General features: G+C 72.8%; 21 protein-coding genes. 12 read left to right on the top strand and 9 right to left on the bottom strand.

The features are described 5' to 3' along the window. Positions 1–73 precede the first annotated feature (73 nt). On the bottom strand, positions 74–520 hold the full coding sequence (locus QIS96_RS28745; RefSeq protein ID WP_282545696.1) for an ATP-binding protein: 447 nt from the start codon (positions 518–520) through the stop codon (positions 74–76). A gap of 326 nt (positions 521–846) precedes the next feature. Beyond that, a complete protein-coding gene (locus QIS96_RS28740; protein WP_282545695.1) occupies positions 847–1,854 on the bottom strand; it encodes a heavy metal transporter in 1,008 nt (335 codons plus the stop codon). 73 nt (positions 1,855–1,927) lie between these two features. Between QIS96_RS28740 and dapE the strand changes: the two genes are divergently transcribed. Next, positions 1,928–3,007: a succinyl-diaminopimelate desuccinylase gene (gene dapE, locus QIS96_RS28735; protein ID WP_282545694.1), complete on the top strand. Its 1,080-nt coding sequence runs from the start codon at positions 1,928–1,930 to the stop codon at positions 3,005–3,007. 134 nt (positions 3,008–3,141) lie between these two features. Beyond that, a complete protein-coding gene (locus QIS96_RS28730) occupies positions 3,142–3,891 on the top strand; it encodes an LOG family protein (RefSeq protein ID WP_282545693.1) in 750 nt (249 codons plus the stop codon). Between the two features lie 81 nt (positions 3,892–3,972). Here the strand turns inward: QIS96_RS28730 and folP are convergent, their stop codons facing one another. Then, complete coding sequence (folP, locus tag QIS96_RS28725; RefSeq protein ID WP_282545692.1) at positions 3,973–4,842, bottom strand: dihydropteroate synthase; 870 nt, start codon at positions 4,840–4,842, stop codon at positions 3,973–3,975. 181 nt (positions 4,843–5,023) lie between these two features. Between folP and QIS96_RS28720 the strand changes: the two genes are divergently transcribed. Next, positions 5,024–5,476 carry a hypothetical protein gene (locus QIS96_RS28720; RefSeq protein ID WP_282545691.1) on the top strand — a complete coding sequence of 151 codons (453 nt, stop codon included), beginning with the start codon at positions 5,024–5,026 and terminating at the stop codon, positions 5,474–5,476. Beyond that, positions 5,473–6,057: a DNA-3-methyladenine glycosylase I gene (locus QIS96_RS28715; RefSeq protein ID WP_282545690.1), complete on the top strand. Its 585-nt coding sequence runs from the start codon at positions 5,473–5,475 to the stop codon at positions 6,055–6,057. Before QIS96_RS28720 ends, QIS96_RS28715 begins: the two co-directional genes overlap by 4 nt. 26 nt (positions 6,058–6,083) lie before the next feature. On the opposite strand, the gene chcB is transcribed toward QIS96_RS28715, so the two are convergent. After that, positions 6,084–6,884, bottom strand: a complete 801-nt coding sequence (chcB, locus tag QIS96_RS28710; RefSeq protein ID WP_282545689.1) for a 2-cyclohexenylcarbonyl CoA isomerase — start codon at positions 6,882–6,884, stop codon at positions 6,084–6,086. Positions 6,885–7,203: 319 nt separating this feature from the next. Here chcB and QIS96_RS28705 point away from each other — a divergent pair, with 319 nt between their 5' ends. Continuing rightward, positions 7,204–7,371, top strand: a complete 168-nt coding sequence (locus QIS96_RS28705) for a DUF3117 domain-containing protein (protein ID WP_282532901.1) — start codon at positions 7,204–7,206, stop codon at positions 7,369–7,371. A 343-nt stretch (positions 7,372–7,714) separates the two neighbouring features. On the opposite strand, the gene QIS96_RS28700 is transcribed toward QIS96_RS28705, so the two are convergent. Further along, complete coding sequence (locus QIS96_RS28700; protein WP_282545702.1) at positions 7,715–8,422, bottom strand: O-methyltransferase; 708 nt, start codon at positions 8,420–8,422, stop codon at positions 7,715–7,717. A gap of 115 nt (positions 8,423–8,537) precedes the next feature. Between QIS96_RS28700 and sigE the strand changes: the two genes are divergently transcribed. The 5 genes from sigE (at position 8,538) to QIS96_RS28675 (ending at position 13,889) form a co-directional block, all read left to right on the top strand. After that, positions 8,538–9,320: an RNA polymerase sigma factor SigE gene (sigE, locus tag QIS96_RS28695; protein ID WP_282545688.1), complete on the top strand. Its 783-nt coding sequence runs from the start codon at positions 8,538–8,540 to the stop codon at positions 9,318–9,320. Further along, positions 9,317–10,339 carry an anti-sigma factor family protein gene (locus QIS96_RS28690; protein WP_282545687.1) on the top strand — a complete coding sequence of 341 codons (1,023 nt, stop codon included), beginning with the start codon at positions 9,317–9,319 and terminating at the stop codon, positions 10,337–10,339. Before sigE ends, QIS96_RS28690 begins: the two co-directional genes overlap by 4 nt. A gap of 151 nt (positions 10,340–10,490) precedes the next feature. Beyond that, the gene (locus QIS96_RS28685) at positions 10,491–12,410 is read left to right on the top strand and encodes a trypsin-like peptidase domain-containing protein (protein ID WP_282545686.1); all 1,920 of its coding nucleotides are present in this window, start codon (positions 10,491–10,493) and stop codon (positions 12,408–12,410) included. A 225-nt stretch (positions 12,411–12,635) separates the two neighbouring features. Beyond that, a complete protein-coding gene (locus QIS96_RS28680) occupies positions 12,636–13,094 on the top strand; it encodes a sec-independent translocase (RefSeq protein ID WP_282545685.1) in 459 nt (152 codons plus the stop codon). A 180-nt stretch (positions 13,095–13,274) separates the two neighbouring features. Continuing rightward, a complete protein-coding gene (locus QIS96_RS28675) occupies positions 13,275–13,889 on the top strand; it encodes a hypothetical protein (RefSeq protein WP_282545684.1) in 615 nt (204 codons plus the stop codon). Positions 13,890–13,973: 84 nt separating this feature from the next. On the opposite strand, the gene QIS96_RS28670 is transcribed toward QIS96_RS28675, so the two are convergent. From QIS96_RS28670 to QIS96_RS28660, 3 genes are read right to left on the bottom strand one after another with little or no spacing between them, the layout of a single operon-like run. Further along, positions 13,974–15,122, bottom strand: coding sequence for an Mrp/NBP35 family ATP-binding protein (locus QIS96_RS28670; RefSeq protein ID WP_282545683.1), 1,149 nt, complete (start codon positions 15,120–15,122; stop codon positions 13,974–13,976). A gap of 39 nt (positions 15,123–15,161) precedes the next feature. Further along, positions 15,162–15,746 carry a DUF1003 domain-containing protein gene (locus QIS96_RS28665; protein WP_282545682.1) on the bottom strand — a complete coding sequence of 195 codons (585 nt, stop codon included), beginning with the start codon at positions 15,744–15,746 and terminating at the stop codon, positions 15,162–15,164. Next, entirely contained in the window at positions 15,739–17,013 is a 1,275-nt protein-coding gene (locus QIS96_RS28660) for a magnesium transporter MgtE N-terminal domain-containing protein (RefSeq protein WP_282545681.1), read from the bottom strand. Before QIS96_RS28660 ends, QIS96_RS28665 begins: the two co-directional genes overlap by 8 nt. Positions 17,014–17,211: 198 nt before the next feature. Here QIS96_RS28660 and QIS96_RS28655 point away from each other — a divergent pair, with 198 nt between their 5' ends. After that, positions 17,212–17,997, top strand: coding sequence for a hypothetical protein (locus tag QIS96_RS28655; protein ID WP_282545680.1), 786 nt, complete (start codon positions 17,212–17,214; stop codon positions 17,995–17,997). A gap of 9 nt (positions 17,998–18,006) precedes the next feature. Here the strand turns inward: QIS96_RS28655 and QIS96_RS28650 are convergent, their stop codons facing one another. After that, the gene (locus QIS96_RS28650) at positions 18,007–19,548 is read right to left on the bottom strand and encodes an alpha/beta hydrolase family protein (RefSeq protein WP_282545701.1); all 1,542 of its coding nucleotides are present in this window, start codon (positions 19,546–19,548) and stop codon (positions 18,007–18,009) included. A gap of 94 nt (positions 19,549–19,642) precedes the next feature. Here QIS96_RS28650 and QIS96_RS28645 point away from each other — a divergent pair, with 94 nt between their 5' ends. After that, a complete protein-coding gene (locus QIS96_RS28645) occupies positions 19,643–20,593 on the top strand; it encodes a MerR family transcriptional regulator (RefSeq protein ID WP_282545679.1) in 951 nt (316 codons plus the stop codon). Positions 20,594–20,740: the final 147 nt, after the last annotated feature.

Genomic DNA, 20,740 nt, shown 5'->3' with positions numbered 1-20,740 from the left:
CCCCCCCCCCCCCCCCGCCCGCCGGCCGCCGCCCGCCCCCCCCCCCCCCGCCCCTCCGCGTACGTACGAAAGATCAGCCGAGCGGCAGCCCACCCGTGGGCAGCGTCTCGACCGGCAGCTCGTTCTGGGTCGCCGACCCAGCCGTCTCACCCAGCGTCTCGGTCGCGCCACCGACCAGCCCACCCGCGGCCTTCTTGGCGACCGGAGCAGTGCTCTTGCCGGTCTTGCCGACGGTCCGGCTGGTGTCGCCGACGGTGTTCCCCGCCTTCTCGCCCGCCGCGGGCACGGTCTTCCCGGTGGCCTTCTCGCCCGCGCCGCCCGCGAGCCCGGAGACGTTGTCGGCGGCGCCCTCGACGGTGCTGCCGAGGCCGCCGCCGTCCGGGGCGGTCAGGCCGCCGAGGCCGGACGCGCCCGGCAGATCGACGGCGCTCGCGGAGCCGGCCGCACCGACCACGGAAACTGCTCCCGCTGCGCTGAGCAGCGCGGCACGGGCGATCCGGCGGGTCAGGGGGAGGGACATGATGCTCCTTGTGTGACGGAAGACAACGTTGGTGTGTCCGCGTGGTGCATCCGGCCTGGACCGGCGTACGGACGCCGTGACTACCGCTCGAAGCCGTCGAAGGTTGCGGGACGGCAACGTAAAGAGTTGGTAATGCGTCGCATTATCGGCTGTGGCTAAAACGGGGCAAACGGAATGAAAAAGGTGCGGCCGTGAGTCGCCCTGCAGAATCCTCACTTCGCTTGCCGGGCAAGGGATATGGCGAACTTGCGGAAGGGTGTGCGACGAAGCGCGCGCGACGTCCTCGCGCCACTGACCCGACTCCCTCGATCGGGTGAGGGCCCGCACTACTGGGCGGTGGTGATCACTACCTCGTCCGCAGCACCGCCGACGACGCTCCCCGCGGCCCCGCTCCTGCCGCCCGACGCCCGCTCCGGCGCCCGGTCCGACACCTTGCGCCACTGGTGCCCGGAATCCGCGGCGCTCCACTCGCGACCCGCGTAGGAGACCCGTTCGATGCGCAGCGCGGACGCGTGCGCCACCGCCCAGTGCGCCAGCTCCCAGCCGCGCTGTGCGTCGCGGCCGCGAGCCGAGAGCGCCGCGGAGACCGGCACCGTCACCGTGGGCCGCGCGGCCTTCCCCTTGCCGTCCCGCGCGGGCCGGGCGTCCGCGGAGTCCGCGGCGTCCGTGCCCTTCGCGCGCGGCAGCACGTCCTCGCCGAAGTCCCGTACGAGCGCCTCCCGCACCCGCTGCGGGTCGCCCGGCTCGCGGGCCGGCTCCGTGCCGCAGGTCAGGGTCGCGGCGGCGCGTCCGGTCAGGGCGGCGGAGAGCAGCGCGGCGTCCGGCTCGTGCTTCGCGTACGCCTGCGGGTAGCCGCTGCGCTGGACGCGCTGCGCGGCGACCGTGAGCGGGAGCCGCGAGTAGCCGGGGACCTTCTCCAGGTGCTCGTAGAACTTCCCCGCAGAGTAGACCGGGTCCATGATCTGCTCGGTGTTCCCCCAGCCCTGCGAGGGGCGCTGCTGGAACAGGCCGAGCGAGTCCCGGTCGCCGTGCTCGATGTTGCGCAGGGCCGACTCCTGCAGGGCCGTAGCCAGGGCGATCGTCACGGCCCGCTCGGGCATGCCGCGCGAGGTGCCGACCGCGGAGATCGCCGCGGCGTTCACGGCCTGCTCGGTGCTCATCTCGTACGTCCCCCCGTCACCGGCTGCCGAGACGACCCGGCAGCCGGGGGCCGGCCGGCCGCCGCCCTCGTACTGCAGGAGCAGATAGCCGGCGAGTGCGAGCAGCACGGCGAAGGCCGCGGCGGCGCGCAGAACGCGGCCGCGCCTGAAGAAGGTGGGGGGCTGCTCGGGCACGCGCCAACCGTACTGGAGTCCGGGATACGGCTTGCACAACGCCCTTGTGAACAGAGCGCGTAGGGTCCATGGCATGTCCGAAACCGCACTTGACCTCACCCTTGACGCGGCCCGGCTGACCGCCCAGCTCGTCGACTTCCCCTCGGAGAGCGGCACCGAGAAGCCGCTGGCCGACGCCATCGAGACCGCGCTGCGCGCCCTGCCGCACCTCACCGTGGACCGGTACGGCAACAACGTGGTGGCCCGCACCCACCTCGGCCACGTCGAACGCGTCGTGCTCGCCGGGCACATCGACACCGTGCCGATCGCGGACAACGTGCCGTCCCGGCTCGACGAGGACGGCGTCCTGTGGGGCTGCGGCACCTGCGACATGAAGTCCGGCGTCGCCGTCCAGCTGCGCATCGCCCAGACCGTCACCGAGCCCAACCGCGACCTCACCTTCGTCTTCTACGACAACGAGGAGGTCGCCGCCCACCTCAACGGCCTCGGACATGTCGCGGACGCCCACCCGGACTGGCTGGAGGGCGACTTCGCGATCCTCCTGGAGCCCTCCGACGGCCAGGTCGAGGGCGGCTGCCAGGGCACGCTGCGGGTGCACCTGAAGCTGTCGGGGGAGCGCGCCCACTCCGCGCGCGCCTGGATGGGCGACAACGCGATCCACAAGGCCGCCCCGATCCTGGCCCGGCTCGCGGAGTACGAGCCGCGCAAGCCGTTCGTGGACGGACTCCAGTACCACGAGGGCCTCAACGCCGTCCGGATCGAGGGCGGCGTCGCCACCAACGTGATCCCAGACGCCTGCACCGTGGTGGTCAACTTCCGCTACGCGCCGGACCGTTCCATGGCCGAGGCGGAGCAGTTCGTACGGGACTACTTCGCGGACTGCGGCGTGGAGGAGTTCGTCGTCGACGACCACACCGGCGGCGCCAGGCCCGGACTCGACCACCCCGCGGCCGCCGCGTTCATGGCCGCGGTGGGCGGCGAGGCCCGGCCCAAGTACGGCTGGACGGACGTCTCCCGGTTCAGCGCGCTCGGCGTCCCCGCGGTGAACTACGGGCCGGGGGCCCCGCTGCTCGCGCACAAGGCGGACGAGCGCGTGCAGACCGCCGAGATCCTGCGCGCGGAACAGCGGCTGCGGGCCTGGCTGGCGTCCTGAGCTCGCCGTTGTCCTGGCCCCGTCCGGCATCCCGCCCAGGGCCTGTTCATATCGATCTTGCTCGCAATGACGCTGTTCGTCACCCCCGTCGGCCTACGCTGAAACGGCAACAGTGTCAGCGGAAGGGGACGTTCATGGGCAATCCGGAAGCACAGGGTCCGCTGGAGGAGCAGCGCCTCGGTCCGGTCGTGCGGCGCCGTGAACAGGTCACGCCCGGCACCACCGACCAGCGCCTCCTCGACTCCGAGGGCGACTCCGAGTGGGTGCACACCGACCCCTGGCGGGTCATGCGCATCCAGTCGGAGTTCGTCGAGGGCTTCGGCGCGCTCGCCGAACTCCCGCCCGCGATCAGCGTGTTCGGCTCGGCCCGCACCCCGGTGGGCTCCGCCGAGTACGAGGCGGGCGTGCGTCTCGGCGGCGCGCTCGTCGAGGCCGGCTTCGCGGTGATCACCGGTGGCGGCCCCGGCGCGATGGAGGCCGCCAACCGGGGGGCGCGCGAGGCCAGGGGCGTCTCCGTCGGCCTCGGCATCGAGCTCCCCTTCGAGCAGGGCCTCAATCCGCACGTCGACATCGGCGTGAACTTCCGCTACTTCTTCGTCCGCAAGACGATGTTCGTGAAGTACGCGCAGGGGTTCGTGGTGCTGCCCGGCGGGCTCGGCACCCTGGACGAGCTCTTCGAGGCGCTCACCCTCGTCCAGACCCGCAAGGTCACCCGCTTCCCGATCGTGCTGTTCGGCACGGAGTACTGGAACGGCCTCGTCGACTGGCTCCGGGACACGGTGATCGCCGGCGGCAAGGCCTCCCCGCACGACCTGATGCTCTTCCACGTCACGGACGACGTGGACGAGGCGGTCTCCCTGGTGACGAAGGAGGTCGGGCGGTAGCTTCCGGCGCCCTCGGGCACGGCAGGGAAAAGCCCCAGTGCGCGCGCGTACTGGGGCTTTTGACGTCCTCGGGGTGTGCGCTCAGGCCAGCCCGCGCCGCGCGACCGCCGGTTCCCGGTGGCCCGCGATCGTCGCGACCATGTCCAACACCTGGCGCGTCTCGGCGACTTCGTGCACCCGGTACACCTGCGCGCCCAGCCACGCGGAGACCGCCGTGGTCGCCAGGGTGCCGAGCACCCGCTCCTTCACCGGCCGGTCCAGGGTCTCGCCCACGAAGTCCTTGTTGGACAGGGAGACGAGCACCGGCCAGCCCGTCGCCGCCATCTCCCCGAGCCGTCGCGTCGCCTCCAGGGAGTGCCGGGTGTTCTTGCCGAAGTCGTGCCCCGGGTCGATGAGCACGGACTCGCGCGGCACCCCCAACTCCACCGCCCGCTCGGCCAGGCCGACGGTCACCCGCAGGATGTCCGCCATCACGTCCTCGTACGCGATCCGGTGCGGGCGGGTGCGCGGCTCGGCGCCGCCCGCGTGCGTGCAGACCAGGCCCGCGCCGTACCGCGCCGCCACCTCGGCCAGCTTCGGGTCGACGCCGCCCCAGGCGTCGTTGAGCAGATCCGCGCCCGCCTCGCAGACCGCCTCGCCGACCTCGTGGCGCCAGGTGTCGACGCTGATCACCACGTCCGGGAAGCGGCGGCGGACCTCGGTCACGAAGCCGACCGTGCGCCGGGCCTCCTCGACGGCCGTGACCTCCTCGCCCGGACCGGCCTTGACCCCGCCGATGTCGATGATCGCGGCGCCCTCGGCGACGGCCTGCTCCACGCGCGCCAGAGCCGGCTCGTCGCGGAACGTGGCCCCCTGGTCGTAGAAGGAGTCCGGGGTCCTGTTGACGATCGCCATGATCACTGGCTCGTGCGCACCGAATTCGCGCCGTCCGAGCCGTAGCGGGCTGCCCATCCCCTTGATTCCTCCTCGCATCGGTCGCCTGCGACCCTAACTGTCAGTGGCGCATGGCACGATCGGACGTGGACTCGCCCCCTCGCGGGCGCAACGTCTCTGTACGCAAACTCTGTCAGTCCGCACTCTTCGCGCGTCCGGCGGCCCGGACCGGCGCGCGGCCCGTACCCGGGAGTTGTTCGTGTTCTGGTTCCTGCTCATCGCGCTGGTCGTGGTCGTCGCCGCGGTCACGCTCGCCGTCGTGGGCGGCGGCGAGTCCACCGCGCTGCCCGATGCGGAGCCCGAGCGGCTCACCGACCCGTTGCCGGTGACGCGCCCCGTGCACCGGGCCGACGTCGAGGCGCTCCGCCTCCCCCTGGCCCTGCGGGGTTACCGGATGCTGGACGTCGACGACGCCCTGAGCCGCCTCGGCGCCGAACTCGCCGAGCGGGACGCCCGGATCGCCGAGCTTGAGGCTTCCCTCGCGGGCGCCCAGGCCATGGCGTCGGGCGCAGGCCGCGGCCTGGTCGAGGAGCCGGAGGACAGCGCGGGTCCGCCGCCCGTCCAGGACAGCCCGCCGGCCCCGCCCGGCTTGCCGGCCCCGCCCACCGAGCCGGGCACGCCCCCGGACGCCCCCGAGGAGCCGAGACGATGACCGAAGGCACCGCCCTGCCGGGCCCCGACGGCGCCCTGCGCTGCCCCTGGGCCCTCTCCACCGAGGACTACGTGGCGTACCACGACGAGGAGTGGGGCCGCCCGGTCCACGGGGACGACGCGTTGTACGAACGCCTCTGCCTGGAGGCCTTCCAGTCCGGCCTGTCCTGGATCACGATCCTGCGCCGCCGCGAAGGCTTCCGGCGCGCCTTCGCCGACTTCAAGATCTCCGCGGTCGCCGAGTTCACGGACGCCGACGCCGAGCGCCTGCTCGCCGACCCGGGCATCATCCGCAACCGCGCCAAGATCGCCGCGACGCTCGCCAACGCCAAGGTCCTCGCCGACTGGTCGCCGGGCGAACTGGACGCGCTGATCTGGTCGTTCGCCCCGGACGCGGCCGGCAGACCGGTGCCGCGCACGATCTCCGACGTGGCCGCGATCACGCCCGAATCGACCGCGCTCTCCAAGGAGTTGAAGAAGCGCGGCCTCCGCTTCGTCGGCCCCACGACGGCGTACGCGCTGATGCAGGCCTGCGGCCTCGTCGACGACCACCTGAAGGACTGCGTGGCCCGGCGCGGGTAAGTCCGCCGGGCCACCCCGCGTACGCCTCAGCGCCCCAGGTACTTCGGCTGCTCCTTGGCGATGAACGCCTCCACCGCGATGTGGTGGTCCGCGGACGAGCCCGCCTTGGCCTGCAGCTCGTCCTCCTTCTCCAGCGTCTCGTCGAGCGAGTGCCCGGCCCCGTACGCCAGGGACTCCTTCAGCGCCGCGTACGCGAGGGTCGGGCCGGCGGCCAGGGCGCGGGCGGTGCGCTCCGCCTCGGCGGCGAGCTCGTCGGCCGGCACGAGCTTGTTGGCGATGCCCAGCTCGTACGCCTCCTGCGCCTTGATGCTGCGCGGGAAGAGCAGCAGGTCGGCGGCGCGGCTCTGGCCGATCAGGCGGGGCAGCGTCCAGGAGACCCCGGAGTCGGCGGTCAGGGCGACGCCCGCGAAGGACGTGTTGAACGAAGCGGTGTCGGCGACGACGCGGTAGTCGGCGGCGAGCGCGAAGCCGAAGCCCGCGCCCGCGGCGACGCCGTTCACGCCTGCGACGACCGGCTTCTGCATCCCGGTCAGGGCGCGCACGATCGGGTTGTAGTGCTCGCGCACCGTGCTCATCGTGCCGCTGGTGCCCGCCTCGCGGTCCTCGGCGAGCTTGCCGATGTGCTCCTTGAGGTCCTGGCCCACGCAGAACGCCCGGCCGGTCGCGGTGAGCAGCACGGCCCGTACGGCGGTGTCCTCGGCGGCCTTCTGGAGCGCGTCGCGGAGGGCGACCTTGGCGTCCGTGTTCATGGCGTTCATCGCGTCGGGGCGGTTCAGCGTGATCGTCGCGAGCCCGTCGCTCACCTCGTAGAGCACGGTGTCGGCCATGTCGGTCCCCTCCATCGGTCGGTGTCGTCCAAGCACAGCATGGCGGAGATCATCTGCGCCCGACATGTGCTCCGGCATGTGACCTGCGTCAAACAATCGGAGCGTGGCAGGGCGTGCGAGGTGGCGCAGTATCGCAGCCACATCGCCGAATTGAGTGGTTTTGGGCAAGTGCGTTGCGCAAGCGATGCCTACCGATGTTGGTCATCGGGTCCTGCGATGCGGGATAATGGCTGGGAAGCAATGTGTTCGATGCCGGTGACACAGCGCCTGTCATGGGGCCGCCGGCTGCGATGAGCTGGTTTCAGGAAGGGGAACGAGCATGGCGGCCATGAAGCCGCGGACGGGCGACGGCCCGCTCGAGGTGACCAAGGAGGGGCGGGGCATCGTCATGCGCGTTCCGCTCGAAGGCGGCGGTCGGCTCGTGGTCGAGCTGACCCCGGACGAGGCCAAAGCGCTCGGCGACGAACTCATGAAGGTCGCCGGCTGACGCGGAAGCGCTCACCACTTTTCAACTGCCCCGGCACACTAACAGCGTGCCGGGGCAGTGTCGTACCGGGGCCCGAAGAGGCCTTCTCAGGGGCTTGATCAGGGGCGCGGGGAACTGCGCGGCGGCCCCCCGGACGACCTCGCTTCGAGGCGCCGGGGAACCAACTCAGGGGCGCGGGGAACTGCGCGAACCGAGCCACGGGCGACGTGGGGGCGGGGCCGAGCGAGCCCCGGACGACCTGGATCAGGGGCGCGGGGAACTGCGCAAAAGCGAGCCACGTCCGACCTGCACGCACGGCCGACCCGCACCGCACCGGACCGCACCGGACCGCCCCCCAAAACCCCTACCGCTTCACCGCGCAGAGCAACCCATCACCCATCGGCAACACGGCCGGCACAAGATCACTGCTCTCCCGCACCGCCCGCAACAACTCCCGCAGCTTCACGACCTCCGCGGGCTGCGGCCCCGAGTCGACCGTACGGCCGTCCGCGAAGACGCCCTCGAAGCAGACGAGGCCGCCGGGCCGCAACAGGCGCAACGATTCAGCTAGGTACTCCAGGCACTCCGTGCGATCGCCGTCGCAGAACACCAGGTCGTATCCGCTGTCCGCGAGCCGCGGCAGTACGTCGAGGGCCCGGCCGGGGATGAAACGGGCGCGGTTGCTGGCGAAGCCGGCGGCGCGGAAGGCCTGCCGGGCGAACTGCTGCCGCTCCGGCTCGGGGTCGACCGTGGTGAGGACGCCGTCGGGGCGCATGCCGTGGAGAAGGTGGATACCGGAAACTCCGGTTCCGGTGCCGATCTCCGCGACCGCCTTGGCGCCCGCGGCCGCGGCGAGCATCCGCAACGCGGTTCCGGTGCCGGGCGACACCGGGCGAAGCCCCGTCTCCCGAGCCCGCTCACGGGCCCAGTGCAGCGCTTCGTCCTCGACGACAAAGGCGTCCACGAACGCCAAGGTCGGCTGACGGTTGCCGGTAATCGCCCTCTCCTGTCCCCGTTGTCGACGGCCTTCGGCCTGCCGGTGACTGTATCCGTTGGGGCCGGGAACCCGCAGATGGGACCGGGCGTTAAGAGGGAGTGGAAAGGAAAGTCGGGGAACGCGGGACACCGCAGCCCGACTTCCAAATTCACGTAAAAACGCTTATCCGGAGCTAACGGGCGAGGTGGCTATGGTAGGGGCTCCACTGGACACCACCAGAGCCGACAGGGGAGGTGCGGCTGCGGCCGAGGGCCGAGGAAGGATGTCGCGACTGCGGCGTCGTTTCCTCAGGTCGGAGGTCGGGCCGAAATCCGTGACCAACACAGCTGACCGATCCCGCGCCGCCGACTCCGTGCAGACCGCGACCTTCGCCGCCGAAGCGGATTCGCAGGCGTGGACTCCGCCCACCTGGGAGGAGATCGTCAGCACCCACAGCGGCCGGGTGTACCGCCTGGCGTACCGCCTGACCGGCAATCAGCACGACGCGGAGGACCTCACGCAGGAGGTCTTCGTCCGCGTCTTCCGCTCCCTCTCGACGTACACGCCGGGCACGTTCGAGGGCTGGCTGCACCGCATCACCACGAACCTCTTCCTCGACATGGTCCGCCGCAAGCAGCGCATCCGCTTCGACGCCCTCGGGGACGACGCCGCGGAGCGACTGCCCAGCCGCGAGCCCTCGCCCCAACAGGTCTTCAACGACACGCACTTCGACGCCGACGTCCAGCAGGCGCTCGACACCCTCGCGCCCGAGTTCCGCGCCGCGGTCGTCCTCTGCGACATCGAGGGACTCTCGTACGAGGAGATCGCCGCCACCCTCGGCGTGAAGCTCGGCACGGTCCGCAGCCGGATCCACCGCGGCCGCTCCCAGCTCCGCAAGGCCCTCAAGCACCGGTCGCCCGAGGCCCGCGCGGAGCGCCGTTCGCTCGCGGTCACCGGTGTGCCCGTGCTGGGAGGAGGGGGCGCGACGGCGTGAGCGGATCACGGCGAAACCCGGCCGAGGGGCACCTCTCCGAGCAGCATCTGGGAGACCGGCTTGCCGCTCTGGTGGACGGCGAGTTGGGGCACGACAGCCGCGAGCGCGTCCTGGCGCACCTCGCGACCTGCCCCAAGTGCAAGGCGGAGGCCGACGCCCAGCGCAGCCTGAAGTCGTACTTCGCCTCCACGGCGCCCCCACCGCCCTCCGAATCCTTCCTGGCCCGCCTGCAGGGACTACCCGCGGGCGGTGACGGCGACCGCGGCGACTTCGGCGGCCCCGTCACCGGCCCGCTCTTCGACATGCGCGCGGACGGCGCCTTCGCCGCCCGGCCGCTGCCCGACGGGGCGTTGGCCGACCCGCTGTCCGAGCCGCTCACGGACGGCCCGTTGTCCGACGGCTCGCAGGAGCGCGGCTTCCGGATCCATGACGTGGGGCGTTCGCTGCAGGAGCGGTCGGCGGCCTCGCGTGGGCGCCGGTTCGCCTTCGCGGCGGCGGGCGCCGTCTCGCTCGCGGCGATCGCGCTCGGCGGCGTCTCCACGGGCGTGCCGGCCCCGGCCGACACGTCGGCGGACGCCCGCGGCTCCAAGGCCAGCCCCCTGCGTACGCAAGGGACGAACGGCAACAGTGCACGCGAGGGGCAGCGGCGGCGCGGCAGTCATCCCGCCGGGGCGCAGCAGGGCAGCAGACCCGGGGCGTTCGCGGCGCCGATGAGCGCCACCGGAGTGGCGGCGCCGCAGGTGCCGGGAGTGCCGCTCGCGCCGCACCGGCCACGCGCCCTGCAGGACTGGATGGCATCGCCGATACTCACCGGCTCCTCGGCCCTCTCCCCGCTGATACGTCGTCCGGCTTCCGGGTTCCCGCAGTACCCGGCCAAGTCGAACACGAAGCAGCAGGAGGCCTCGGGCCAGGAGGAACGGTCCGGTTCCGCGGCGGACGAGCGCAAGCAGTCCACGGCGTCGACGGCGCTGCCCCCGGCCGCGCCCGGCTCCGGGACGGCACTCTCGTCCCGCCACTGAGGCGGTCGCCTGCACGACGGTTCGCGAACCTGGTTGAATCCTCGGTGTTCGCGCTGCCCGAGCGGGTGCGCGGACACGAGGAATCTGATCGAGCGGCGGACCGCCGCGTGGCTGCCCGCGGGCCCTGCCGCGGACCAGGTGTGGGGAGAGCATGGACGAGGGCAAGCCCACCGGACCGAAGGCGAAGTGGTGGAGCCGCCCGGCCGCACCCGCGTCCGCCGACCGTGAGCGCGCCTCCGGCGGCGAGACGGGCGAGACAGGCGAGATATCCGAAGACCGCGGTGCGCCTGAGGGGCACGGCATATCCGAGGATCACGGCGGCCCCAGCGATGCGGTCGCGCCCGCCGACTCCCCTTCCGGGGAAGCCGGTTCGGCTGATCCCGAGTCGGCTGAGCCTGCCGCACCGAAGGCGAAGAGCGGCGTCACGATAGCCAAGGGCGGCAAGAACGGCGGGGCCGCCGACCGGCGGGAGCAGGCCGAAGCCGCGCCCGCACGGCCCAAGCCGCTGCACGACCCCGACCCGTACGGCACGCCGCCCTACGGCGAACCCGGCCCCTGGGCCCCCGCGCCGCCCGTACAGCGCCCGGTGCCGACTCCCGCGCACGGAACGGCAGTTCAGCCCACGCAGGCCACGCCCACGCAGGCCACGCCCCCGCAGGGCACGCCCCCGCAAGGCACCTCCGTACCCGCGTACGCCGTGCCGCCCACGCAGAGCGCGCCCGCGACGGCCGCCCCCGCCTCCGCCTCCGCGACGCCCGCGCACGGCACCCCGGCCAACGGCACCCCGCACCCGGCCGCGGTGCACCAGACCACCCCGCCGCACGGAACCCAGCCGCAGCCGCAGAACCAGCACCAGAACCAGCCGCCGCCGTTGAGCGTCGGGCAGTGGCAGCAGTACGACCCGTGGCGGGCGCCGCAGGCTCAGCAGCCGCTGCTGATGACCGACGCGCCCGCGCCCGCGAAGGGGCCGAGGCGGGGGCGGCTGTTCGCGGCCGCGCTCGTGCTCGCCCTCGTCGCAGGCGGCGTGGGCGGCGGCATCGGCGCGTACATGGAACGGCACGGCGGCATCAGCACCGTCGAACTCCCGCAGGCCGACGCGGGGGCCCGGGAGCGGGCGCCGGAGAGCGTCGCCGGGATCGCCGCGAGTGCGCTGCCCAGCGTCGTCACGCTGCACGTCAGCGGTGACAGCGCGCAGGGCACCGGCACCGGCTTCGTGCTCGACGACCAGGGCCACATCCTCACCAACAACCACGTCGTGGAGCCCGCGGGCGACGACGGCGAGGTGTCGGTGACGTTCAGCGGCGGCGAGGTCGCCAAGGGGCGAGTGGTCGGCCGGGACTCCGGCTACGACCTTGCGGTGGTCAAGGTGTCCGGGGTGAGCGGGCTCAAGCCGCTTCCCCTCGGCAACTCCGACAACGTGCAGGTCGGCGACCCGGTGGTGGCCATCGGCGCGCCCTTCGACCTGTCCAACACGGTGACCTCCGGGATCATCAGCGCCAAGGAGCGGCCGATCACCGCGGGCGGCGAGGAGGGCGACGGCAGCGACGTCTCGTACGTGGACGCGCTGCAGACCGACGCCCCGATCAACCCGGGCAACTCGGGCGGCCCGCTGGTCGACCACAAGGCCCGCGTGATCGGCATCAACAGCGCGATCCGCTCGGCGGGCAGCGGCTCGGAGCTCGACGGCGGGCAGGCAGGCTCGATCGGGCTCGGCTTCGCGATCCCCATCAACCAGGCCAAGCGCGTCGCCGAGGAGCTGATCAATACCGGCAAGGCCACCCACCCGGTGATCGAGGTCACCCTGGACACCCGGTACACCGGCGACGGCGCCCGGGTCGCCAAGGAGGGCGGCGACGGCGGACCCGCGGTCATCCCGGGCGGGCCGGGCGACAGGGCGGGCATCGAACCGGGCGACGTGATCACCGAGGTGGACGGCCAACGGGTGCACTCCGGCGAGGAGTTGATCGTCAAGATCCGCGCCCACCGCCCCGGCGACCGGCTGCAGCTGACCCTGGAACGCGGCGGCGAGGAACGGAAGCTGTCCCTGGAACTGGGCGCGGCCGGCGGCTGACCCGACGACGTGGTCGGGGCGGGGACGGGCCGCAAGCCCCGAGCCACGGGTCCGGGGCGGGCCGAGGCGTCACCCCGCGCTCGTCCCACGGCCACTGAACCGCCCCGGGACAGTACCGGCAGTACAGGATCGCCGGGTACCGTGGTGGGGCCCGTACCCCGGATTCCGTCCCTCCTGTCCCGGGCCGCCCAGACCCGGGCCGCGGACATCGCAAGGAGCTGCAAGGTGTTCAATGACATAGGCGCACTTGAGCTGGTGGCGCTCGTGGTCCTTGCCGTGCTCATCTTCGGCCCGGACAAGTTGCCGAAGGTCATCCAGGACGTCTCCGGCTTCATCCGTAAGATCCGCGACTTCTCGGACAGCGCCAAGCGGGACATCCGCGAGGAGCTCGGCCCGGAGTTCAAGGACTTCGAGTTCGAGGACCTCAACCCCAAGACGTTCATCCGCAAGCAGCTGGACAACGACGAGCTGGGGATCAAGGAGATCCGCAACGGCTTGGACCTCCGCAAGGAGATGGCCGAGGTCTCGGACGCCGTCAACGGCCACGAGAGCGAGTCGGTGAGCGGCACGGGCTCCGCCGGATCCGGCCCGAGCCTGACCAAGGGCGGCGGCGCCGACCTGGAGAAGAAGCCGCAGTCCCTGGACAAGGACGAGCGCCCGCCGTTCGACTCCGACGCCACCTGACCGGGCACGACCGGGACAATGCGCCCGGCGCGTACGCCGCTTCGCGACCCGCGCACCCCGGGCGAAATCCGACTCGGGTGACCGAGGTGGCTATTCTGCTCTGTTGTTGTCCGGACTGAGGACGCCCGAAGGGGGGCGGGCCGCTCCGGACCGGCAGAGAACGAGGAGGCGGCCGGGTACATGGAGACGACGAGTCACACAGGGGCGCGCGCGGTCGACGGCTACTTGCTGGCGTCGTTCCCGTGGTACGGCCTCGACGAGGCATTCACGGGCCCGCGCTGGCTGATGCAGGTCGGGGCGGGCGCGGACGGCACGGTCGAGCACGGATCGATCGGCCACGGCGACGGGCCCTCGCCGCGGGCGGAGGAGTCCGCCAAGGAACGGTTCGCGGTCGTGGTGACCGTGGCGTCCAACCCGAACCGCCGCAGCGGCGACGGCACCGGCGTCCTGGAGGCCACGTCGATGTCCTCGGCGGCCTGGCTCGCGGGCGTCGGCCTGCTCACCCGCACCTGGCCGCAGCAGATGGACCACTCGCTGCGCGACGACTGGCTGGAACAGCAGACCGAGACCGCCTGGGTGCTCGCCGACGACCTCGCGAGCGAGCCCTGGACGACGCTGACGCTCCCGGTGGACGGCGTGCCCACGCCGTTCCACTACCGCGAGTCCGAGTTCGGCTGGGTCCTCGCCGGCTCCACGCAGAGTGGCGCCCACCTAGGCGCGTACGGCCGCGGTATGAGCGCGTACGGCCTGGGCTTCTCGGTGGTCAAGGACATCGCGGCGTACGACGGGCAGTAGGCGGTCGATACGCCGCGGATACGCGGAAGGGGGGCGCCGTCAGCAGATGACGGCGCCCCCTTCCGCGTACGGGTGGAGCAGTGCTCAGAACTTGTTCTTCGGGGTGAGGCCGAGCGTCATGCCCGACAGGCCGCGCTGGCGGCCGCCCAGCTTGCCCGCGATGGCGCGCAGCGCGGAGCCCGCGGGGGAGTCCGGGTCGGAGAGGACGACGGGCTTGCCCTCGTCGCCGCCCTCGCGCAGGCGGACGTCGATCGGGATGGAGCCGAGGACGGGCACCTGCGTGCCGGTGGTCTTCGTGAGGCCCTCGGCGACGCGCTCGCCGCCGCCCGTGCCGAAGACGTCGACCATCTCGTCGCAGTGCGGGCAGGGCAGGCCCGACATGTTCTCGACGACGCCGACGATCTTCTGGTGGGTCTGCACGGCGATGGAGCCGGCCCGCTCGGCGACCTCGGCCGCGGCCTGTTGCGGGGTGGTCACGACGAGGATCTCGGCGTTCGGCACCAGCTGGGCCACCGAGATCGCGATGTCGCCCGTGCCCGGCGGCAGGTCGAGCAGGAGGACGTCCAGGTCGCCCCAGTACACGTCGGCGAGGAACTGCTGCAGGGCGCGGTGGAGCATCGGGCCGCGCCAGACGACCGGGGCGTTGCCCGGGGTGAACATCCCGATGGAGATGACCTTCACGCCGTGCGCCGCGGGCGGCATGATCATGTTCTCGACCTGGGTGGGGCTGCCGTCCGCGCCGAGCATGCGGGGCACGCTGTGGCCGTAGATGTCCGCGTCGACGACGCCGACCTTCAGGCCGTCCGCGGCCATCGCCGCCGCCAGGTTCACCGTCACCGAGGACTTGCCGACGCCGCCCTTGCCGGACGCCACCGCGTACACCCGGGTCAGGGAGCCGGGCTTGGCGAAGGGGACCTCGCGCTCGGCGGTGCCGCCGCGCAGGGCCTCGGCGAGCTCGCGGCGCTGCTCGTCGCTCATCACGTCGAGCGTGACGTCCACGGACGTGACGCCCTCGACGGCGGAGACCGCCTCGGTCACCCGGGTCGTGATCGTGTCGCGCATCGGGCAGCCGGAGACCGTGAGATAGACGGTGACGGCCACCGCTCCGTCGGCTCCGATGTCGACCGATTTGACCATGCCGAGCTCGGTGATCGGCCGGTTGATCTCGGGGTCGTTGACCGTGGAGAGGGCCTCGCGGATCGCCTCTTCGGTCGGATACGTGTCGGTAGCCATACGGGAATGGTACGGCGACGGGGTGAGGGGCTGGGAGCCCTATCTGCGGTCGCCTTCGTCACGCGCGAAGGGCCCCCGCCCGGCCGTCTCGGCCGGCACCGCGTCGAACCGTTCGTCCATGTCCTTGACCAGGTCCTGGAGTTCCGAGCGGATCCAGTCCCGGGTCGCCACCTCGCCGAGGCCCATCCGCAGCGCGGCGATCTCGCGGGTCAGGTACTCGGTGTCCGACATGGAGCGCTCGTTCTGCTTGCGGTCCTGCTCCAGGTTGACCCGGTCCCGGTCGTCCTGCCGGTTCTGCGCGAGCAGGATCAGCGGCGCCGCGTACGAGGCCTGCAGGGAGAGCATCAGGGTCAGGAAGATGAACGGGTACTCGTCGAAGCGCCACCGGTCGGGCCCCGCCACGTTCCACAGCACCCACACGATGATCAGGACCGTCATCCAGACGATGAACCGGCCGGTGCCGAGGAAGCGGGCGATCTTCTCGGAGAGCCGGCCGAACGCCTCCGGGTCGTACTCGGGCAGCAGCTTGCGGCGGGGCGGGCGGGGCTGGTCCAGGCGGATGCGCGGCCGGGCCTGTTCGGCTCTGGCCAGCTCGCGTTCGCGTTCCCGGTCGCGGTCACTCACCACCGTCGTTCACCTCCCCGGCCAGATGGAACTCGGTCTCGCGCCAGTCGTCGGGCAGCAGATGGTCCAGTACGTCGTCGACGGTGACGGCGCCGAGCAGCGAGCCGCTCTCGTCGACGACGGGCGCCGCGACCATGTCGTACGTGGCGAAGAAGCTGGTGACCGCAGGCAGCGGGGTGTCCGGGCGCAGGCTCTGCAGGTCCTGGTCGATGACCGTGCCGACCAGGGTGAACGGCGGGTCGCGGAGCAGCCGTTGGAAGTGCACCAGGCCCAGGTACTTGCCGGTGGGCGTCTGGTCGGGCGGGCGGCAGACGTAGACCTGGGCGGCGAGCGCGGGGGAGAGGTCCTGCTGGCGGACGCGGGCGAGGGCGTCGGCGACCGTCGCGTCGGGCTGGAGCACGATCGGCTCGGTCGTCATCATGCCGCCGGCCGTGCGCTCCTCGTACTGCATCAGGCGGCGCATGTCCGCCGCGTCGTCCGGCTCCATCAGGCCGAGCAGGCGCTCCTGGTCCTCCTCGGGCAGCTCGGCGAGCAGGTCGGCGGCGTCGTCCGGGTCCATCGCCTCCAGGACGTCGGCGGCGCGCTCCTCCTGCAGCTTGCCGAGGATCTCGATCTGGTCGTCCTCGGGCAGCTCCTCCAGTACGTCGGCGAGCCGGTCGTCGTCGAGGGCGGCCGCCACCTCGGCCCGGCGCTTCGCGGAGAAGTGGTGCAGGACGTTGGCGAGGTCGGCGGGGCGCAGCTGCTCGAACGAGGCGAGCAGGGACTCGGCGCCCTGGCCGTGCTCCTCCAGGGAGAACCCGGTGACGGCCGACCACTCCACGGTCACCGCCTCCCCCTTGCGCCGCAGCGCCCCGCCCTTCCCCTTGCGTACGAAGACCCGGTCGATCTCCCAGTCGCGGCGGGCCGGAAGCTGCTGCACGGCGACGTCGAGGACGGTGACCTCCTCGCCGGTGTCGACGAGGGTGACGCGGCGGTCGAGGAGCTCACCGAGGACGAGGCGCTCGGTGGGGCGCTGCTCGAAGCGCCGGACGTTGAGCACGCCGGTCGTGATGACCTGGCCGGACTCGATGCCGGTGACCCGGGTCATGGGCAGGAAGATGCGGCGCCGGGTGGAGAGTTCGACGACCAGGCCGAGCAGGCGCGGCGGGCGGCGGCCGACGCGGAGCATCGCCACGAGGTCGCGGACGCGGCCCACCTGGTCGCCGTTCGGGTCGAAGACGGCGACGCCGGACAGATGGGAGACGAAGATCCGGGAGGGAGCCGACACGGTCCGCCTCCTTCCGACTTTGAGCTTTCATGTCGCATTTCGTACGCACATCTGATGCTTTGCGGGCTTCAGGCTAGCCCGTCCCGGTCGGATACGCCCTGGTGCGCGGTCCATAAGGCTCTCTGCGGGACAGCGCCCGGAGCACGGGTACGCTGCCCTACTGTCCCTCCGACCCCCCTACGAGAGGCAGCTCCGCACGTGACCTCCAGCTCTCTGGGCCGAGCCCGCCGCATCGCATCCGTCGGCGCCCTGTGCGCCGGGCTGGTCGTGGGGACGACGGGGCTCGTGGGCTGCGGCGCCGAGAAGGACCCGGACGCCGGGACCAACGGCGTCGGCAAGCTCTCCGCCGCGAAGATCCAGCGCAAGGCGGAGACCGCGGCCAAGGGCGCGGACTCGGTGCGCCTGGCCGGTTCGGTGGTCAGCAAGGGCGCCACGTACAAGCTCGACATGAAGCTGACCGAGGACGGCGGCAGCGGTGAAGTCCGGTTCAAGAACCGGACGTTCGAACTGCTGCGGGTGGACGGGCAGCTCTTCCTGAAGGCCGACGCCGACTTCTGGGCCTCGCAGGGCGACAGCTCGCAGGGCGGCCGCGGCGAGCAGCAGCCGGACTCGGCGGACGAGCTGGCGGCGGACAAGCTCGACGGCAAGTACGTGAAGGTGCCCGAGGGCGACCCCGCGTACAAGCAGCTCAGCGGGTTCACCGACAAGGAGCTGCTGCTCGACGGACTGCTCACGCTGCACGGCAAGCTGTCCACGGGCGCGCGCGGCTCCGCCGACGGCAAGCGCACCATCGAGGTCAGCGGGGACAAGGGCGCGGGCGGCACCCTGCACGTCTCCCTCGAAGGGACTGCGTACCCGCTGCGCCTGGAGCGCGCCGGCGGGGCCGGCACGCTCCGGCTGACGGACTGGGAAACGGACTTCGAGTTCAGCAAGCCCGACGCCCGGCAGGTCGTGGACTACGGCAAGCAGCTGCCCACGTCCTGAGCGCGCGCCTCAGGCCTGCACATACGCGCGTACGCGGGCTGCCGCGTCCCGTACCGCCGTACGTGCCTGTTCCGTGTGGTCGATGGTCTCGAAGCCGTGGTGCCCGTCCGGCAGGTCGACCACCTCGACGCGGGCCGAGCACGCGCGCGCGGCGGTCAGGAACGTCTCCACCGTGGCCGCGATCTCCGGGAGTTCGAGCCCCACCCTGGTCAGCACGAACGGCAGCTCGCCCGCCTTGCGCACCGCCTCGTCCGGGCGGAACCGGGAGTCGCCGAGCCCCCAGCTCGGCAGCGGCGCCAGGATCGGGTACGTCGCCGCCACGCAGCGCAGCCAGGGCGGCGGGGTCGCCAGCCAGTCCGCGGAGAGCAGCCCGCCGCCGGAGAAGAACCACAGCGCGACCCGGTCCGCGTCCACCCGGGGATCGGCGCGTACGAGCTCGACCGCGGCGGCCACGTCGTCGGCGGCGCGCGGGCAGTCGGCCACGTCGTGCATCCGGTGGTCGACGGTCGCCGCGAACACGCCTTGCCCGGCGAGGTGGTCGGCGTAGCCCCGGTAGCCCGGCCAGTCGCGGGGCGTCGGCCGGGCGTCGGCGGGCACCGGGCCGCCGTGCACGAGCAGGACGGCGGGGCGGGGCGTCCGGGGGGTCGCGTCATCCGGCGCGTACAGGTCGACCCGGCCCACGCGCTCGCGCGGGCGCTCGGGCACGTCGAGGAGGAACGGCCGCAGGTGCTGGGGCGGCCCGCTCGGCGCCGCGAGCCGCTCGCCCTCGCCGGCCGCCGCGCGCAGCAGCAGCGCGGCCAGCTCCTCGGGCGCGGACAGCATCGGCCAGTGGCCCGCGGCCAGTTCGAGGAACCGCACCTGCGGCTCGGTCAGCCCGAGCAGCCGCGGCTCACCGAGGCCGACGATGCTCCGCAGTACGGCGAGGGTCGAGCCGTTCGCCGTGCACAGCACCCCGGTCGAGGGCAGCGCGGCCACCTCGGGCGGGATGCGCAGCGGCCGGGTCAGGGTGCCGGTCGGCTGGGGCGCGGCGCGGGCCGCCAGTTGGTCGAGGGCCGCGTCGGGCACGTCGTCGAGGCTGCCCCAGAGCGGCCAGCGCTCCCGGCCCGGGGGCGGGACGTACGCGGCGGCTTGTGCGGGCCCTTCGGGGGCGGCCAGCCGTTCGCGCACCTCCCGGTCGGGGATCAGCGCGAGGGCCGGGTCGCCGTCCTGCGCCGGGGCCGTGTCCACGTACACGATCCGCGCGATCCGGTCCGTACGGCGGGCCGCCGCCTCCAGGACCGGGTGGATGCCGTAGCAGTGGCCGACGAGGACGACCTCCGCGGCGGCGGGCAGCCGGTCGATGCGGCGGACCACGTCGTCGACGTGCGTGCCGAGGTCCACCCGCCCGAACTCCTCTTCCAGGACCGGCTGTTGGGGCTCTGCTTCGCTGTCCCGCATCCCCGTGAGCGTCACCGGGTGCGCCTCGGCCCCGGCCGCGCGCAGCCGCTCTGCGACCTCCCGCCACACCCAGCCGCCGGTGTGCGCGCCCGGAACCAGGACGAATGCCGTCATCGTCATCGTCGTCTCCTCTTCCCGTTTCTTCCCGTTGCCGACCTCGCTGTGCTCGCCGGTACCGTAGGAACTCCCCCTGAGGGAGGTTCAAGCCGTGTCGCAAGCCCTGTCGCCGGACGGCCTGTGGAGCATCGGGGAGCTCGCCGAGCAGGCCGGCGTCACCGTCAAGACCGTGCGCTTCTACTCCGACCGCGGACTGCTGCCCGAGGCCGCGCGCAGCACCGGCGGCCACCGGCGGTACGGCTCGGACGCGCTCGACCGGCTCCGTACGATCCGCGCGCTGCGCACCCTCGACCTGCCGGTGCCGGACGTCGGGCGGGTCCTGGAGGCGGAGGGCGCGGACGGGGTCGGCGGTGCTCTGGAGGACGTCGTCGCGGACCGGCTGCGCGGCATCGGCTCACAGCTGGCGGCGCTGCGCTGGCGGGAGGCGGCGCTGCGGCTGCTGCACGAGTGCCCGGCCGAGGAGCGCGCCGAGCGGCTGCGGCTCGTCGGTGCGGTCACGATGCCGCCGAGCACGGACGCGCTCGCCCGGTTCTGGCGGGGCTGGCTGCCGCCGCGGCTTCCGGCGGGGGTGCGGGCGGCGGTGGTCGAGCAGGCGGTTCCACAGCTGCCCGACGACCCGGCGCCGCACCAGGTCCTCGCCTTCGCCCGGCTGCACGCCTTCGTGTCGGGCCCCTGCCCGGGGAACGCGGTGCGGGACGACTGCCAGCCGGCCGCCCACCGCACCGCCGACGGGTACCGGCCGGCCGTGCTCTACACCGCGCTCGCCGAGGCCTTCGCACTGGCGGCGCCCGCCCTGCGGTCGGGCCGACCGCCGTACGCGGGCGAGGAGTTGGACGGTTTCGTGGCCGCGTACGCCGCTGCGGCGGGGGTGCGGGACAGTCCGCAGTTCCGGCGCGGGCTCAGCGCCGTCCTGGCGGAGGACCCTCGCATCGACCGGTACTGGCAGCTGGTCACCGACCTGACGGGCCCCGCGGAGCCCAACCCGGGAACGGCCCACGAGTGGCTGCGGGGGGCGCTGGCGGCGGAGGCTGACCAGTCTTGACCCTCGGGGCTTCGCCCCGTACCCCGGCCGTCTTTTCGGCTGCCGCGCCGTCGTGGCTGGTCGCGCAGTTCCCCGCGCCCCTAACAGCACCAGCCCCTGGCGGGGCTAAATCCAGCCCCTACGGCGTTTGAGGAGCGGGGGTCCGGG

Origin of the sequence: Streptomyces cavernicola, from assembly GCF_029968035.1 — a bacterium.
In the GTDB taxonomy this organism is placed as follows: Bacteria; Actinomycetota; Actinomycetes; order Streptomycetales; family Streptomycetaceae; genus Streptomyces; species Streptomyces cavernicola.
This window is presented reverse-complemented; position numbering and strand designations above follow the sequence as displayed.

Bases quoted from the DNA above. Each gene is read 5' to 3' on its own strand.
- sigE (WP_282545688.1), top strand. From the start codon at position 8,538: ATGGTAGGGGCTCCACTGGACACCACCAGAGCCGACAGGGGAGGTGCG.
- chcB (WP_282545689.1), bottom strand. From the start codon at position 6,884: ATGGCCGACACCGTGCTCTACGAGGTGAGCGACGGGCTCGCGACGATC.
- QIS96_RS28730 (WP_282545693.1), top strand. From the start codon at position 3,142: ATGGGCAATCCGGAAGCACAGGGTCCGCTGGAGGAGCAGCGCCTCGGT.
- QIS96_RS28650 (WP_282545701.1), bottom strand. From the start codon at position 19,548: ATGACGGCATTCGTCCTGGTTCCGGGCGCGCACACCGGCGGCTGGGTG.
- folP (WP_282545692.1), bottom strand. From the start codon at position 4,842: ATGGGCAGCCCGCTACGGCTCGGACGGCGCGAATTCGGTGCGCACGAG.
- QIS96_RS28705 (WP_282532901.1), top strand. From the start codon at position 7,204: ATGGCGGCCATGAAGCCGCGGACGGGCGACGGCCCGCTCGAGGTGACC.
- QIS96_RS28670 (WP_282545683.1), bottom strand. From the start codon at position 15,122: ATGGCTACCGACACGTATCCGACCGAAGAGGCGATCCGCGAGGCCCTC.
- QIS96_RS28685 (WP_282545686.1), top strand. From the start codon at position 10,491: ATGGACGAGGGCAAGCCCACCGGACCGAAGGCGAAGTGGTGGAGCCGC.
- QIS96_RS28715 (WP_282545690.1), top strand. From the start codon at position 5,473: ATGACCGAAGGCACCGCCCTGCCGGGCCCCGACGGCGCCCTGCGCTGC.
- dapE (WP_282545694.1), top strand. From the start codon at position 1,928: ATGTCCGAAACCGCACTTGACCTCACCCTTGACGCGGCCCGGCTGACC.
- QIS96_RS28745 (WP_282545696.1), bottom strand. From the start codon at position 520: ATGTCCCTCCCCCTGACCCGCCGGATCGCCCGTGCCGCGCTGCTCAGC.
- QIS96_RS28675 (WP_282545684.1), top strand. From the start codon at position 13,275: ATGGAGACGACGAGTCACACAGGGGCGCGCGCGGTCGACGGCTACTTG.